Here is a 14132-nt window from a genome sequence, read left to right as displayed (position 1 = left end):
CGGCCGCGCGGAGGCAGGGCCGGGGCGCGGGGCGCGGGGCGCCCCGAGGTGCCGGTGCCCCCGGGGCGCGGACACCCGGGGCCGCCGCCCGGCCGCTACGCGGTCGGCGAGCGGCCGAACAGCTCGCGCAGGACGTCCTCCATCGTCACCAGACCCGTCATGGCCCCGTCCGCCCCGAGGACCGCCGCCAGGTGCGTACGGCTGCGGCGCATGGCGGTGAGCACGTCGTCCAGCGGCGTGTCCGCCCGGACCTGGGCGATCGCGCGCAGCGCCGACAACGGGAACGCGTCGTCCCGCTCCGTCATGTCCAGCGCGTCCTTGACGTGGAGGTATCCGAGGATCCGGTGCCGGTCGTCGACCACCGGGAAGCGGGAGTAGCCCGTCTCGGCCGACAACCGCTCCAGCCCGGCGGGGGTGATGCCCTCCTGGGCCGGAACCACCCGGTCCGCGGCCAGCACCACGTCCGTGACCGGCCGACGCCCCAGTTCGAGGGCGTCGTGCAGCCGCTCGCTCGCCCGGTCGTCGATGAGGCCGGCGTCACTGGAGTCCTTGACCATCCGGGCCAGCTCGTCGTCCGAGAAGGTCGCCGTCACCTCGTCCTTCACCTCCACCCGCAGCAGCCGCAGCAGGGTGTTGGCGAAGGCGTTGATCGCGAAGATCACCGGCTTCAGCGCCCGGGTCAGGGTCACCAGCGGCGGCCCCAGCGACAGGGCCGTGCGCACCGGCTCCGCGAGGGCCACGTTCTTCGGCAGCATCTCCCCGAACAGCATGTGCAGGTACGTTGCCAGCGCCAGCGCGATCACGAAGGAGATCGCGTGCGTCAGACCGGCCGGCACCCCGACGAGGTCGAACAGGGGGGTCAGCAGATGGGCGATGGCCGGCTCGGCCACCACGCCCAGCACCAGGGTGCACAGGGTGATGCCCAACTGCGCCGCCGCCATCATCGCCGACACGTGCTCCAGGCCCCACAGCACGGCGCGGGCCCGCCGGTCGCCCTGCTCGGCGTACGGCTCGATCTGGCTGCGCCGCACCGAGATCAGGGCGAACTCCGCGCCCACGAAGAACGCGTTCACGACGAGCGTCGCCAGACCGATCAGCAGCTGGATCGCGGTCATCGGACCCCCTCCGTCCCCGCGCGACCCTCGCCGTCGACGGGCTCCGCCGGCATGTGCAGCAGCACGCGCGCGGCCCGGCGGCCGGAGGCGTCCACCACGTCCAGCCGCCAACCGTCCAGTTCCAGACGGTCGCCGACCTCGGGGATGCGCCCCAGCCCGGTCGCCATCAGCCCGGCGAGGGTCTCGTACGGGCCGTCGGGGATCCGCAGGCCGATCCGGCGGAGCTGGTCGGTGCGCGCGGCGCCGTCGGCCGAGTAGAGCGCGCGCCCGGACTCGTCCGTACCGGCCGGGGCCAGGTCGGAGGTCTCGTGCGGATCGTGCTCGTCCCGCACCTCGCCGACGACCTCCTCGACGATGTCCTCCAGCGTGGCCACGCCGGCCGTGCCGCCGTACTCGTCGATCACCACGGCCATGGTCTGCCTGCCGGACAGCCGGTCCAGCAGCCGGTCCACGGTCAGCGACTCGGGCACGAGCAGCGGCGGGCGCAGCAGCTGCGCCACGGGCAGGCGGTGGCGTTCCTCCGCGGGCAGGGCGAGCACGTCCTTGATGTGCACGGTGCCCACGACGGTGTCGAGGCTGCCCCGGTAGACGGGGAAGCGCGACAGGCCGGTGGCCATGGTCGCGTTCGCCACGTCCTCGGCGGTGGTCTGCACGTCGAGGGCGGTGACCTGCACGCGCGGGGTCATCACGTTCTCCGCGGTCAGGTCGGCCAGGTTCAGGGTGCGGACGAACAGCTCCGCCGTGTCCTTCTCCAGCGCGCCGGCCTTCGCGGAGTGCCGGGCCAGGGCCACCAACTCCTGCGGGCTGCGCGCGGAGGCCAGCTCCTCGGTGGGCTCCAGCCCGAACCGGCGGACCAGGTGGTTCGCGGTGGTGTTGAGATGGCTGATGAGCGGTTTGAAGGCACGGCTGAACACGCGCTGCATCGTGGCCACCCGCTTGGCGATGGCCAGCGGCGAGGAGATCGCCCAGTTCTTCGGCACCAGCTCGCCGACGACCATCAGGACGACGGTCGACAAGGCGGTGCCCAGGACCAGGGCCGTGGAGGAGGCCGCTCCGGCGGACAGCCCCATGGCCTTCAGGGGGCCCTGGAGCAGCGCGGCGATGGACGGCTTGGAGATCATGCCGATGACCAGGCCGGTCACGGTGATGCCGAGCTGGGCGCCCGAGAGCTGGAAGGTCAGGCCGCGCACGGCGGCGAGGGCGCTCTCGGCGCCGCGCTCACCGCGTTCGACGGCCCCTTCGAGCTCGCTGCGCTCGACGGTCGTCAGGGAGAACTCGGCCGCGACGAAGACACCGCAGGCAAGGCAGAGCAGCAGCGCCACGAGGAGCAGGAGCACTTCGGTCATCGATGGATCACCTCCGTCCCATGATCAGTCAGGAGGGCGAGGGCCGCGCGGCGTCGCGTGTCGGCACGGCGCGTGCCGGTGTGCCGGACGGAGGGTCGGGGATCGGGGGGCTCGCCCATGGGCGCACGCTCACACCCTTTCGTCTTTCGTCGGTCGGGAGCGCCGCAGCCACCGCTCCACACGAGGCAAAGGAAAGGCAAAGTCGATGGATCTTCCTTTTGGTCACCCGGGCCCCGGTGATGGGATCCGGTCATGAGTGATCTTCATATCGGCCACGCCTCGGCGGCCGACCTGCCGGCCGTGCTCGACTTCTGGAAGGGCGCGGCCAAGGGCACGAGCATCAGCGACGACCTCGCCGGGGTCGAGCGCCTGCACGCCCGCGACCCCGAGGCCCTGCTGCTCGCCCGCGTCGACGGCGCACTCGTCGGCACGGTGGTGGCCGGCTTCGACGGTTGGCGCTGCCACCTCTACCGGCTGGCCGTGCACCCCGGCCACCGTCGGCGGGGCATCGGCGCGGCGCTGCTCGCGGCGGCCGAGGAACGGTTCGAGGCCCTCGGGGGTCGCCGCGCGGACGCGATGGTCCTGGACGGGAACGGACAGGCGCACGGCGCGTGGGACGCCTACGGCTACCGGCCCGAGGAGATCTGGACCCGCTGGGTCAAGCCGCTGACCGCCTGAAAACCCGAGCCACCGTTGCACCGGCGCCGGACGGGTGAGCGGAGCCCCGCCGGCGCCGCTCAGGTGGGGGAGCGGCGGGCCGAGCCGATCACGCAGTACGACGTGGGCAGCGCCGGGCCGCGCTCCGGCAGGCGGAACGCGCGCTGCGTGACGATCCGGAACCCGGCCGCCTCGATGGAGGCCAGCGGATCGCGGGCGGTGTGGCAGCCGCCGAACAGGCGGGGCCAGATCGTCCGGTCGAGGGCGCGCTGGACGGCCGCCATGCCGGGGCCGGGCGCCAGGGCGTGCTCCATGAACCGCAGCTCGGCGCCGGGGCGCAGCACCCGGTGCAGCTCGGAGAGGGTGCGCGGCAGGCTGCGTACGGTGCACAGCACCAGCGAGGCCACGGCCACGTCGAAGGCCTCGCTCTTGACCGGGAGCGCCTCGGCCACGCCCGGTACGAGGTCCACCGGCACCTCGGCGCGCTGCGCGGCGGAGGCCGCGAGCCGGCGCAGGGTGCGCTCCGGTTCGACGGCGACGACCTCGGAGACGGCGCGGGGGTAGTGCGCGAAGTTCAGGCCGTTGCCCGCGCCGATCTCGATGACCCGGCCGGAGACGCCGTGCAGCAGTTCCCGGCGCAGGGAGGCCATCCCGGCGTGGGTCTCGGCGGCGGTGCTGGCCCGGGCGTAGAAGCGGGCGAAGCACGGATGGTGGACCGGATCGGGAGGAGCTGAGGGCATGGCGGGCCTCCGGGCGCGGTTCGGGGGCTTACACGGACGGACGTGCCCTGCCCGGCTGTTCCCCGTCGAGGCGCACCCCGAAACCGGACCGCGCGGAATCCGGCCGGCCGCGGGGGGCCCGGACGCCCCTGCGCGGCGGATCCCGGCCGGGCGCACCGGATCGGGGCGGCGCCCGGACGGCGGCACCACTCGGGTCCGGCGGGTCCGCGCCCGCCGGGCCCGTCGGACCCGCGCCCGTCGGCACACCCCCGGCCCGGCCCGGCGCTCAGCACGGGTGCGCCGGGCCGCGGCGGTCGGTCAGGCGGGCCAGGCGCGCAGGAAGGACCGCGCCGACCAGGTTCCGTCCAGGGCGGGGGCGAGCCAGCTCGCCGCCGCCGCGCGGAAGGCCTCCGGGGCCAGGGCCGCCGCGCCCTGCGGGACGGCTCCCAACAGCGGCGTGCCCGACACCTCGGGCAGGTCCGCGAGGTTGCACCGGGAGGCCAGGTCGGGATCCGCGGGCCAGCTGCCGACGACCAGCCCGAGCGGGGTCAGGTCACGGGCGCGCAGGGCCTCGGCCGTCAGCGCGGCGGAGTTCAGGGTGCCCAACCCGGCGGGGGCGACCACCAGCACCGGAGCCGCCATGAGCCGCGCCGCGTCGGCCAGGGTGTTGCCGGCCTCGTCGAACCGGACGAGCAGCCCGCCCGCGCCCTCCACCAGCACCAGGTCGTGCGCGGCGTCGAGCCGGGCCGCCTCCTCGGCGATCCGGGCGGGGGCGAGCGTCGCCAGCCCGGAACGCCGCGCGGCGGTGTCCGGGGCCAGCGGTTCGGGGTAGCGGACCAGCTCGACGCCGGTCACGGACGTGCCGGCGAGGCGGACGACCTCGGCGACGTCACCGGGCTCGTCCGGGCCCAGGCCCGTCTGCGCGGGCTTGAGCACCGCCACCGACCGGCCGGCGGCCAGGGCGGCGGCGGCGATCGCGGAGGTGACGACGGTCTTGCCGATCTCGGTGCCCGTACCGGACACGACGACGACGGACATCTCAACCCTCCTGGGCCGCGGCGACCACCGCACGGCAGATACGGGCCACGTCGGCGTCCGAGGTGACGAACGGCGGCATGGTGTAGATCAGGTCGCGGAACGGGCGCACCCACACGCCCTCCCGCACCGCCGCCCGGGTCGCCGCCCACACGTCGACCGGGCGGTCGAGCTGGACGACCCCGATCGCGCCGAGCACGCGGACGTCGCGGACCCCGGGGACCGAGGAGGCCGCCGCGAGCCCCTCGCGCAGGCCCGCCTCGATCCGCTTGACCTCGCCCGCCCAGTCCTGGCCGAGCAGCAGGTCGATGGAGGCCAGGGCCACCGCGGTGGCGAGCGGGTTGCCCATGAACGTCGGCCCGTGCGCGAGCACCGGCACCTCGCCCCGCGAGATCCCGTCGGCCACTCGCTCCGTGCACAGGGTCGCGGCCAGCGTCAGGTACCCGCCGGTCACGGCCTTGCCCAGGCACAGCACGTCCGGGGTGATCCCCGCGTGGTCGGCGGCGAACAGCGCGCCGGTCCGTCCGAAGCCGGTGGCGATCTCGTCGAGGATCAGCAGGACCCCGTACTCGTCGCACAGTTCGCGCAGCACCCGCAGGTAGCCCGGGTTGTGGAAGCGCATCCCGCCCGCGCCCTGGACGACCGGCTCCACGATGACCGCGGCCAGTTCGGCGGCGTGCGCCGAGACCAGCGTGCGCAGGTGGTCGACGTACGTCGGGTCGACGGGGGCGTCGAAGCCGTCCGGCGGGGCGTCCGCGAAGACCTGCCGGGGCAGGTGGCCCTGCCACAGGTCGTGCATGCCGCCGTCGGGGTCGCAGACGGCCATCGGCTGCCAGGTGTCGCCGTGGTAGCCGCCGCGCCAGGTCATCAGCCGGGTCTTGCCCGTGTGACCGAGGGAACGCCAGTACTGCAGGGCCATCTTGACGGCGACCTCGACGGACACCGACCCCGAGTCGCACAGGAAGACGTGTTCCAGTCCGACCGGGGTGATCTCGACGAGCCTGGCCGCCAGCCGGACGGCGGGCTCGTGCGTGAGCCCGCCGAACATCACGTGCGACATCCGGCCGAGCTGCGCGGTCGCGGCCTCGTTCAGCACGGGGTGGTTGTAGCCGTGGATGGCCGACCACCAGGAGGACATGCCGTCGATCAGTTCGTCCCGGCCCTGGGCGGGCGCGGCGAGCCGCAGCCGCACGCCCGAGGCGGAGGAGACCACGAGGTTCTCCTGCCGCCCGGGCATCGGGCCGTAGGGGTGCCAGACGTGCCGCCGGTCCAGGTCGATCAGACCGGCGGTGTCCGAGGCCCCGTCGAGCGGGTCGTGCAGGGGGAACAGGTCACGCATTCGGTGCGACGTCCGTTCCCGCGCCGCGGCGGCGTACGGCCACCAGTTCGGGACGCACCTCGCCGGCCGGGGCCTGGGCCGGAGCCGCGGCCCCGTCGGCGGCCGGGGTCCGCTCCGCGACCGGGGTCCGCTCCGCGGCCGGCGCCTCGCCGTGCCCGGAGCAACCGCCGCAGGCGGAACCGCAGCCGCCGGCCGAAGCGCCCGCGGCGGAGCCCGCGGAAGAGCCGCACATGCCGCCCCCGTGCGAGGCGGCGGCCGCGGCCGCGATGTCGGCGCGGTGCGCGGGCAGGGTCGTCGTACCGGCGCCCTCCACCTCGAAACCGGCGTCCGCGATCATGTCGAGGTCGGCCTGGCCGGCCTGGCCCTCGCTGGTGAGGTAGTCACCGAGGAAGATCGAGTTCGCGATGTTCAGCGCGAGGGGCTGCATCGAGCGCAGGTGCACCTCGCGGCCGCCCGCGATCCGGACCTCCACGTCGGGGCAGACGAAGCGGACCATCGCGAGGATGCGCAGGCAGCGCTGCGGGGTGAGGTTCCACTCCTTCGCGAGGGGGGTGCCCTCGAAGGGGATCAGGAAGTTGACCGGCACCGAGTCCGAGTCGAGCTCGCGCAGCGAGTAGACGACGTCGACCAGGTCCTCGTCGCTCTCGCCCATGCCGGCGATCAGGCCGGAGCAGGCCGACAGACCGGCGGCGTGCGCCTTCTGTACCGTATCGACCCGGTCCGCGTAGGTGTGCGTCTTGGTGATCTGACCGTACGTCGCCTCGGACGTGTTCAGGTTGTGGTTGTAGGCATCCGCACCCGCGTCGCGCAGCTTCTCGGCCTGGCCGTCGGAGAGCAGACCCAGGCAGGCGCAGACCTCGATGCCCTCGTTCTGCTCCTTGATGGCCGCGATCGTCTTGCCGACGCGGTCCACGTCCCGGTCCGTCGGACCGCGTCCGCTCGCCACGAGGCAGACCCGCTTGGCGCCGCCGGCGACGCCGGCGGCCGCGGCCTGGGAGGCCTCCTCCGGCTTCAGCCACGTGTACTTGAGGATCTCGGCCTTCGACCCCAGGCGCTGGGAGCAGTACGAGCAGTCCTCGGGGCAGAGCCCCGACTTGAGGTTGACCAGGTAGTTCAGCTTGACGCGGCGCCCGAACCACTGGCGGCGCACCTTGCCGGCCGCGGCCACCACGTCGAGCAGTTCGTCGTCAGAGGTCGCGAGTACGGCGAGTGCCTCTTCACGGGTCGGCAGCTCGCGCCGCAGTCCCTTTTCCACCAGGGTGTTCAGCAGGTCCATGGGCCCGATCCTGGACCACGCGACCACTCCCGGCCAAGGAGAGATCGGACAACATGGCCTGAAGGGAGTGTGTGGATCGCCACATCCGCCCCGCGAGTCCCGGCGGCTAGGGTCGAGCAGATCTGTCGACTGCCGACAAAACGCGAGGACCGCCGATGACCCAGCACACTCCGGACCCCGAGGACGTCTTCGCCTGGATCGACGGCGCGGAGCGGGCCCGTGAACAGGCAGGACTGGTACGCGCCCTGCGCCCGCGCCCCGCGCACTCGCCGCTCCTGGACCTGGCGAGCAACGACTACCTGGGCCTGACGCGGCATCCGCTGACCGTGCGCGGAGCCCGCGAGGCGGCGGAGCGCTGGGGGGCCGGGGCCACTGGATCCCGCCTGGTCACAGGGACGACCGAGCTTCATGCCGAGCTCGAGCGGGAGCTCGCGGCCTTCGCCGGATTCGAGGCGGCGCTCGTCCTGTCCTCCGGCTACGCGGCCAACCTCGCCGCCGTCACCGCGCTCGGCGACCGCGACACGCTGGTGGTCTCCGACGCGGGCAACCACGCCTCCATCGTCGACGGCTGCCGGCTCTCGCGCGCGGAGATCGCCGTCACCCCGCACAGCGACCCGGAGACGGCGCGCAAGACCCTCGCCGCCCACGGGGGCAGGTCCCTGCTGGTCACCGACTCGGTGTTCTCCGTCGACGGCGACGCCGCCCCGCTCGCCGCCTACGCCGAGGCCTGCCGCGCCGAGGGGGCCGCCCTGGTCGTGGACGACGCCCACGGCCTCGGGGTGCTGGGGGAGGGCGGCCGGGGCGCGCTGTACGCGGCCGGACTCGCGGGGGCTCCGGGGGTGGTCGCGACGATGACCCTGTCCAAGTCGCTCGGCAGCCAGGGCGGCGCGGTGCTCGGGCCCGCCAAGGTGATCCGGCACCTGATCAACACCGCCCGGACCTTCATCTTCGACACCGGCCTGGCGCCCGCCGCCGCCGGGGCGGCGCTGGCGAGCCTGCGGCTGCTGCGCGCGGAGCCTCAGCGCGCCGACCGGGTCCGGGAGGTGGCCGTCGAACTGTACGACCGGCTCACCGCCGCCGGCCTGACCGCGGCCCGGCCGGACGCGGCCGTGGTGTCGGTCCGGGCCCCGTCGGCGTCGGCGGCACTGCGCTGGGCCGCCGACTGCCGCGAGGCGGGACTGTCCGTGGGCTGCTTCCGTCCGCCGTCGGTGCCGGACGGCATCTCCCGGCTGCGGCTGACCGCCCGTGCCGATCTCACGGGGGACGAGATCGTCAGGGCGGTCGGGACGGTCCTGCGGACCGCGCCGGCCGGAGCCACGCGGATGCGGGACGCCACGGCGTGAGGATCCGAGGGTGCCGCGCCGCGCGGACGTGACGGTTCACGTCACGCGGGCAGGTCCGCCCGTACGGAGGCGAGGAAGCCGTCCCAGGCCGGCCCGGTGAAGAGCACGGCCGGGCCGTCCGTCCGCTTGGAATCGCGGACGGCGAGCAGTCCGCCGGAGAGGACGGCCGCTTCCACACAGTTGTTCATTCCGGTACTGCGGCTGCTGCGCCGCCACCGCGCGCTGCCTGGAAGTCCGCCGGTGGATAAGGGGGTTGCGGACACGGGGGTGCCTCCTTACGTGTCGTCAGCGAGTTTGCTGATGAGGTCCGACGAGTCACGGGGCGGGAGGGCGTGCGCCTGGATGGTGCGGAACGCGGCGCTGTACGCCTCAAGGTCTTCCTTCCGCTCCAGATAGAGGCTACTCGTCAAATGGTCGAGTACCACCACATCCAGATCGGCGATGTTCGGAAATGAGAAGATAACGAACGGTCCTGTCAGGCCGAGATGACCCCCCACGGTGAACGGCAGCACCTGGAGCCGCACTTGCGGCAGCCGCGCCACCTCCACCAGGCGTCGCAGCTGCTCACGCATCACCTCCGGCCCGCCGATCTGCCGGCGCAGCACCGCCTCGTCGAGCACGGCGCTCAACTCCAGCGGCGGATCGGCCCGCAGCACCGACTGCCGTGCCAGGCGTACGTCGACCAGCGCGTCCACCTTCGGCTCCGGCAGCCCGCCCAGCGCCGCCCGGGTCACCGCCCGCGCGTAGTCCGGGGTCTGCAACAGCCCCGGGACCACCGAGAGTTCCACCGTCCGGGCCGCCCGGGCCCCCGCCTCCAGGCTGATGAAGTCGCGGTACTCCTGCGGGAGCAGCCCCCGGTAGTCGTGCCACCACTGCCGCCCCCGCGCCGCGTCGCCGTTCGCGCCCGGACCCGCCGCTGAGGCCCCGAGCGCCTCCAACAGCGCGCGCTGCTGGGGGCCGACGACGTCCCCGTAGGCGTCGAGCAGCAGCCGGATGTCCTCCGATTTCACGCCACTGCGCCCGGTCTCGATGCGGCTGACTTTCGACTGGTGCCACCCGACGATCCGGGCGACCTCACCACTGGTGAGTCCCGAACGGTCGCGCAGGGCGCGCAGTTCCTCGCCGAGCTTGCGTCGACGTACGGCGGGACCGTGCTGCATACCCGCTCTCCTTCCACCGGCACAGCTCGCACCAGTCTGCCGTCCAAATACGCTCTTCCGTAGCAGAGTTCACCGCATTGAGCGACAGATATATGCATATCTTGGGGGATCGGCGGAAACGGCGGCACGATGGGTGGCACTCTGGCGCTCAGCGTAGGTCCGGGGCGGCTCCGTCCCGGTGGGAAAGGGACGTCGCCATGGCAGATCAGCAGGAAGCATCCGTCACCCTGCCCAGCGACCCGGTCTCGGTCGCCGCCGCCCGCCGGTACGTCGCCCGGGTCCTGGGCGAATGGGGAATGCCCGACGGCACCGAAGCCGCCGACGCCGTCCGCCTCATCGTCTCGGAACTCGCCACCAACTCCGTCCAGCACACCTTCGGCCAGTCGCCCACCTTCACCGTGGACCTCCGCCTCGAACGCGAGGAATGGCTGCGCATCGGCGTCACCGACAGCCATCCGCGCCGGCCCCAACGCCTGCCCGCCGCCGTCCAGCAGGACAACGGCCGGGGGATGGTCATCATCCGCTGGCTGGCGGCCGAGGCCGGTGGCCGACTGTCCGTCACCCCCACCGAGGACGGCGGCAAGACCGTGTGGATCGCCCTGCCCTGGCGTCCCGTCGACGCACGGACCGCCGGTACCGCGACGGGCCGCTGACCCGGGCGACGGACGGCTGACCCCGGCGACGGACCGCCGACCCGGCGACGGGCCGGCGACCCCGCCCGCCCGCGTTCGCGTCGTATACGGCGAACGGCCGGGCGCCGTCGCGCGGTCGAACCGTGCGCCCGCCCGAAACACGGGTTAACGCAGCCGAAAACCGCCGACCCTAGCGTGGGACCCGGAGCGCCTTCACCAACGGTCGCCCATGGGGAGGCAAAGCGACGGCGATCGTGTCGGAAAGCCTCTCCCTGCCGTTGGGCAAGACATTGCCCGGCCCGGATACGGGCTGGTCAACAGAGTGTTGAAGGCGGTTACCTTCGCTGCGGCGCGACGCAGATCCACGTCCCGGAAGCTTGGTGATACAGGTGCAACTGACACCCCATGAGCAAGAGAGACTCCTGATCCACGTCGCGGCCGACGTGGCCGAGAGGCGCAGGGCGCGCGGGGTCCGGCTCAACCACCCGGAAGCCGTCGCCCTGATCACCTCGCACCTCCTCGAAGGGGCCCGCGACGGGCGGACCGTGGCCGAACTGATGGCCTCGGGCCGTACGGTGCTCACCCGGGCGGAGGTCATGGAGGGCATCCCCGAGATGATCCACGACGTCCAGGTGGAGGCGACCTTCCCCGACGGCACCAAGCTCGTCACCGTCCACGACCCGATCGTCTGAAGGGCCACACCACCGTGATCCCCGGCGAGATCGCCTACGGGGACGGCCCGGTGCGCCTCAACGAAGGCCGCCCCGTCACCCGCCTGACCGTCCTCAACGCCGCCGACCGGCCCGTCCAGGTCGGCTCCCACTACCACTTCGCCGAGGCCAACCCCGGCCTCGACTTCGACCGTCGGGCCGCCCGGGGGCTGCGCCTGAACATCGCCGCCGGGACCGCCGTCCGCTTCGAGCCGGGCATCCCCGTCGCCGTGGAGCTCGTACCCCTGGCCGGCCTGCGCCGCGTGCCGGGACTGCGCGGGGAGACCGGAGGGCCGCTCGATGGCTGAGATCACGCGCCGGGCCTACGCCGACCTCTTCGGCCCGACGGCCGGGGACCGCATCCGCCTCGCCGACACCGACCTCTTCGTCGAGATCGAACGCGACCTGAGCGGCGGCCCCGGGAACGCCGGGGACGAGGCGGTCTTCGGCGGCGGCAAGGTCATCCGCGAGTCCATGGGACAGGCCCGCACCACCCGCGCCGAGGGCGCCCCCGACACGGTGATCACCGGCGCGGTGATCCTGGACCACTGGGGCGTCGTCAAGGCGGACATCGGCATCCGCGACGGCCGTATCTGCGGCATCGGCAAGGCCGGCAACCCCGACACGATGGACGGGGTGGACCCGACGCTCGTCATCGGGCCCGAAACCGAGATCATCGCGGGCAACGGGAAGATCGTCACCGCCGGAGCCGTCGACACCCACGTCCACTTCATCTCGCCGACCGTGATCGACGAGGCCCTCGCCTCCGGCATCACCACCCTCGTCGGCGGCGGCACCGGGCCCGCGGAGGGGACCAAGGCCACCACCGTCACCCCCGGACCCTGGCACCTGGCCCGGATGTTCGCCGCCCTGGACGCCAGTCCCGTCAACATCGGCCTCCTCGGCAAGGGCAACACCATGTCCCGCGAGGCCATGCACTCCCAACTGCGCGGCGGCGCCCTCGGATTCAAGATCCACGAGGACTGGGGGGCCACCCCCGCCGTCATCGACGCCTGCCTGAGCGTCGCCGACGAGACCGGAGCCCAGGTCGCCATCCACACCGACACCCTCAACGAGGCCGGCTTCGTGGGCGACACCCTCGCGGCCATCGCCGGACGGACCATCCACTCGTACCACACCGAGGGCGCGGGCGGCGGGCACGCCCCCGACATCATCACCGTGGTGTCCGAGCCGCACATACTGCCCAGCTCGACCAACCCCACCCGGCCCCACACCCTCAACACCGTCGAGGAGCACCTCGACATGCTGATGGTCTGCCACCACCTCAACCCGGCGGTCCCCGAGGACCTCGCCTTCGCCGAGTCCCGGATCCGCCCCTCGACCATCGCCGCCGAGGACGTCCTGCACGACCTGGGGGCGATCTCCATCATCTCCTCCGACGCCCAGGCCATGGGCCGCGTCGGCGAGGTCGTGCTGCGCACCTGGCAGACCGCCCACGTGATGAAGAAGCGGCGCGGGTTCCTGCCCGGCGACGGCCCCGCCGACAACCACCGGGCCCGCCGCTACGTCGCCAAGTACACGATCAACCCCGCCGTCGCCCAGGGCCTGGCCCGGGAGATCGGCTCCGTCGAGACGGGCAAGCTCGCCGACCTCGTCCTGTGGAACCCGGCCTTCTTCGGGGTCAAACCCGAACTGGTCGTCAAGGGAGGCCAGATCGCCCTCGCGCAGATGGGCGACGCCAACGCCTCCATCCCCACCCCCCAGCCGGTCCTGCCCCGACCGATGTTCGGCGCCCGGGGCTCCGCGCCCACCCTCAACTCGATCAACTTCACCGCGCAGGCGGCGCTCGACGACGGCCTTCCTGACCGACTCGGTCTCGGCAAGCGGTTCGTCGCCATCGAGAACACCCGCAAGGTAAGCAAGTCCGACATGCGGGGCAACGACGCCATGCCCCGGGTGGAGGTCGACGCCGACACCTTCACCGTCACCATCGACGGGGAGCCGGTGGAGGGCGCCCCCGCGGTGGAACTGCCCATGGCCCAGAGATACTTCCTCTTCTGATGGGCCCGGTGATCCGCACGAGCCCGACCCCCGGCGTCCCCTCGGGCGGGCCCCGATGAGCCTCGCCACCCTGCTCGTCCTCGCGGACGGCCGCTTCCCCGCCGGCGGGCACGCCCACTCCGGCGGGGCGGAGGCCGCCTGCAAGGCGGGCCGGATCCACGACGCCGCGAGCCTGGCGGAGTTCTGCCGGGGCCGGCTCCACACCGCCGGACTCACCGCCGCGGCCCTCGCCGCGGCCGCCGCCCTCGGCCTCGACCCCGCGGAGCTCGACGACGCCGCCGACGCCCGCACCCCCTCGCCCGCGCTGCGCGCCGCCGCGCGCAGGCTCGGACGCCAGCTCCTGAGGGCCGCCCGGGCCGTCTGGCCCGCCGCCGAACTGGACGCCCTGGCGGCGGCGTTCCCGCGCGGGGCGCACCAGCCCGTGGTGCTCGGCGTCACCGCCCGGGCGGCCGGGCTCGGGGCGCTCGAGGCCGCGCACGTGGCGGCGTACGAGAGCGTCAGCGGCCCGACCTCGGCGACCGTACGGCTCCTTGGCCTCGACCCCTTCGAGGCCGGCGCGGTCCTGGCGGGCCTCGCCCCCGAGCTGGACGCGGTGGCCGCGCGGGCCGCCGAGGCCGCCGCGCGGGCCCGCACCGAGGGGACGCTGGCCCTGCCCGCCGCCTCCTCGCCCCTGCTGGAGATCGCCGCCCAGATCCATGCCGACTGGCCGGTCCGGCTCTTTGCCTCCTGACCCACCCGCCCCGTTCGACCCACCCGCCCCTCCCCGGTCCCTTCGAAG

The 14132-nt window shown here is 73.6% G+C and carries 15 protein-coding genes; 7 read left to right on the top strand and 8 right to left on the bottom strand.

Annotation, left to right across the window (positions count from 1 at the left end):
* Window positions 1–95: 95 nt before the first annotated feature.
* On the bottom strand, window positions 96–1115 hold the full coding sequence (locus ACZ6ZI_RS34330) for a hemolysin family protein (RefSeq protein ID WP_469527678.1): 1020 nt from the start codon (window positions 1113–1115) through the stop codon (window positions 96–98).
* Window positions 1112–2461 carry a hemolysin family protein gene (locus ACZ6ZI_RS34325; protein ID WP_469527676.1) on the bottom strand — a complete coding sequence of 450 codons (1350 nt, stop codon included), beginning with the start codon at window positions 2459–2461 and terminating at the stop codon, window positions 1112–1114. The genes ACZ6ZI_RS34330 and ACZ6ZI_RS34325 overlap by 4 nt, the downstream gene beginning before the upstream one ends.
* A gap of 252 nt (window positions 2462–2713) precedes the next feature.
* On the opposite strand from ACZ6ZI_RS34325, the gene ACZ6ZI_RS34320 reads away from it, so the two are divergent.
* Entirely contained in the window at window positions 2714–3139 is a 426-nt protein-coding gene (locus ACZ6ZI_RS34320; RefSeq protein ID WP_469527674.1) for a GNAT family N-acetyltransferase, read from the top strand.
* 59 nt (window positions 3140–3198) lie between these two features.
* On the opposite strand, the gene ACZ6ZI_RS34315 is transcribed toward ACZ6ZI_RS34320, so the two are convergent.
* From ACZ6ZI_RS34315 to bioB, 4 genes are all read right to left on the bottom strand, one after another.
* Window positions 3199–3858, bottom strand: coding sequence for a class I SAM-dependent methyltransferase (locus ACZ6ZI_RS34315; RefSeq protein ID WP_469527672.1), 660 nt, complete (start codon window positions 3856–3858; stop codon window positions 3199–3201).
* Between the two features lie 297 nt (window positions 3859–4155).
* Window positions 4156–4875, bottom strand: a complete 720-nt coding sequence (gene bioD / locus ACZ6ZI_RS34310) for a dethiobiotin synthase (RefSeq protein ID WP_469527670.1) — start codon at window positions 4873–4875, stop codon at window positions 4156–4158.
* A gap of 1 nt (window position 4876) precedes the next feature.
* Window positions 4877–6211 carry an adenosylmethionine--8-amino-7-oxononanoate transaminase gene (locus ACZ6ZI_RS34305; protein ID WP_469527668.1) on the bottom strand — a complete coding sequence of 445 codons (1335 nt, stop codon included), beginning with the start codon at window positions 6209–6211 and terminating at the stop codon, window positions 4877–4879.
* Entirely contained in the window at window positions 6204–7487 is a 1284-nt protein-coding gene (bioB, locus tag ACZ6ZI_RS34300) for a biotin synthase BioB (RefSeq protein WP_469527665.1), read from the bottom strand. The genes ACZ6ZI_RS34305 and bioB overlap by 8 nt, the downstream gene beginning before the upstream one ends.
* Window positions 7488–7642: 155 nt before the next feature.
* Between bioB and ACZ6ZI_RS34295 the strand changes: the two genes are divergently transcribed.
* Window positions 7643–8830, top strand: coding sequence for an 8-amino-7-oxononanoate synthase (locus tag ACZ6ZI_RS34295; RefSeq protein ID WP_469527662.1), 1188 nt, complete (start codon window positions 7643–7645; stop codon window positions 8828–8830).
* A gap of 41 nt (window positions 8831–8871) precedes the next feature.
* On the opposite strand, the gene ACZ6ZI_RS34290 is transcribed toward ACZ6ZI_RS34295, so the two are convergent.
* Together ACZ6ZI_RS34290 and ACZ6ZI_RS34285 are read right to left on the bottom strand one after the other, a co-directional pair.
* Window positions 8872–9093 carry a DUF397 domain-containing protein gene (locus ACZ6ZI_RS34290; protein ID WP_469527660.1) on the bottom strand — a complete coding sequence of 74 codons (222 nt, stop codon included), beginning with the start codon at window positions 9091–9093 and terminating at the stop codon, window positions 8872–8874.
* A 12-nt stretch (window positions 9094–9105) separates the two neighbouring features.
* Window positions 9106–9990 (bottom strand): helix-turn-helix domain-containing protein, encoded by an 885-nt coding sequence (locus ACZ6ZI_RS34285; RefSeq protein WP_363055243.1) that lies wholly within the window; start codon window positions 9988–9990, stop codon window positions 9106–9108.
* Between the two features lie 197 nt (window positions 9991–10187).
* On the opposite strand from ACZ6ZI_RS34285, the gene ACZ6ZI_RS34280 reads away from it, so the two are divergent.
* The 5 genes from ACZ6ZI_RS34280 to ACZ6ZI_RS34260 all read left to right on the top strand — a co-directional run bounded on the left by ACZ6ZI_RS34280 (window position 10188) and on the right by ACZ6ZI_RS34260 (window position 14084).
* The gene (locus tag ACZ6ZI_RS34280) at window positions 10188–10643 is read left to right on the top strand and encodes an ATP-binding protein (protein WP_469527656.1); all 456 of its coding nucleotides are present in this window, start codon (window positions 10188–10190) and stop codon (window positions 10641–10643) included.
* Between the two features lie 368 nt (window positions 10644–11011).
* A complete protein-coding gene (locus ACZ6ZI_RS34275; RefSeq protein WP_042802987.1) occupies window positions 11012–11314 on the top strand; it encodes an urease subunit gamma in 303 nt (100 codons plus the stop codon).
* A 14-nt stretch (window positions 11315–11328) separates the two neighbouring features.
* The gene (locus ACZ6ZI_RS34270) at window positions 11329–11640 is read left to right on the top strand and encodes an urease subunit beta (RefSeq protein ID WP_363055245.1); all 312 of its coding nucleotides are present in this window, start codon (window positions 11329–11331) and stop codon (window positions 11638–11640) included.
* Window positions 11633–13354 carry an urease subunit alpha gene (locus ACZ6ZI_RS34265; protein ID WP_469527654.1) on the top strand — a complete coding sequence of 574 codons (1722 nt, stop codon included), beginning with the start codon at window positions 11633–11635 and terminating at the stop codon, window positions 13352–13354. The genes ACZ6ZI_RS34270 and ACZ6ZI_RS34265 overlap by 8 nt, the downstream gene beginning before the upstream one ends.
* A gap of 55 nt (window positions 13355–13409) precedes the next feature.
* Window positions 13410–14084, top strand: a complete 675-nt coding sequence (locus tag ACZ6ZI_RS34260; RefSeq protein WP_469527651.1) for an urease accessory protein UreF — start codon at window positions 13410–13412, stop codon at window positions 14082–14084.
* Window positions 14085–14132 lie beyond the last annotated feature (48 nt).

The organism is Streptomyces sp. NPDC103540, assembly GCF_055584445.1.
This window is presented reverse-complemented; position numbering and strand designations above follow the sequence as displayed.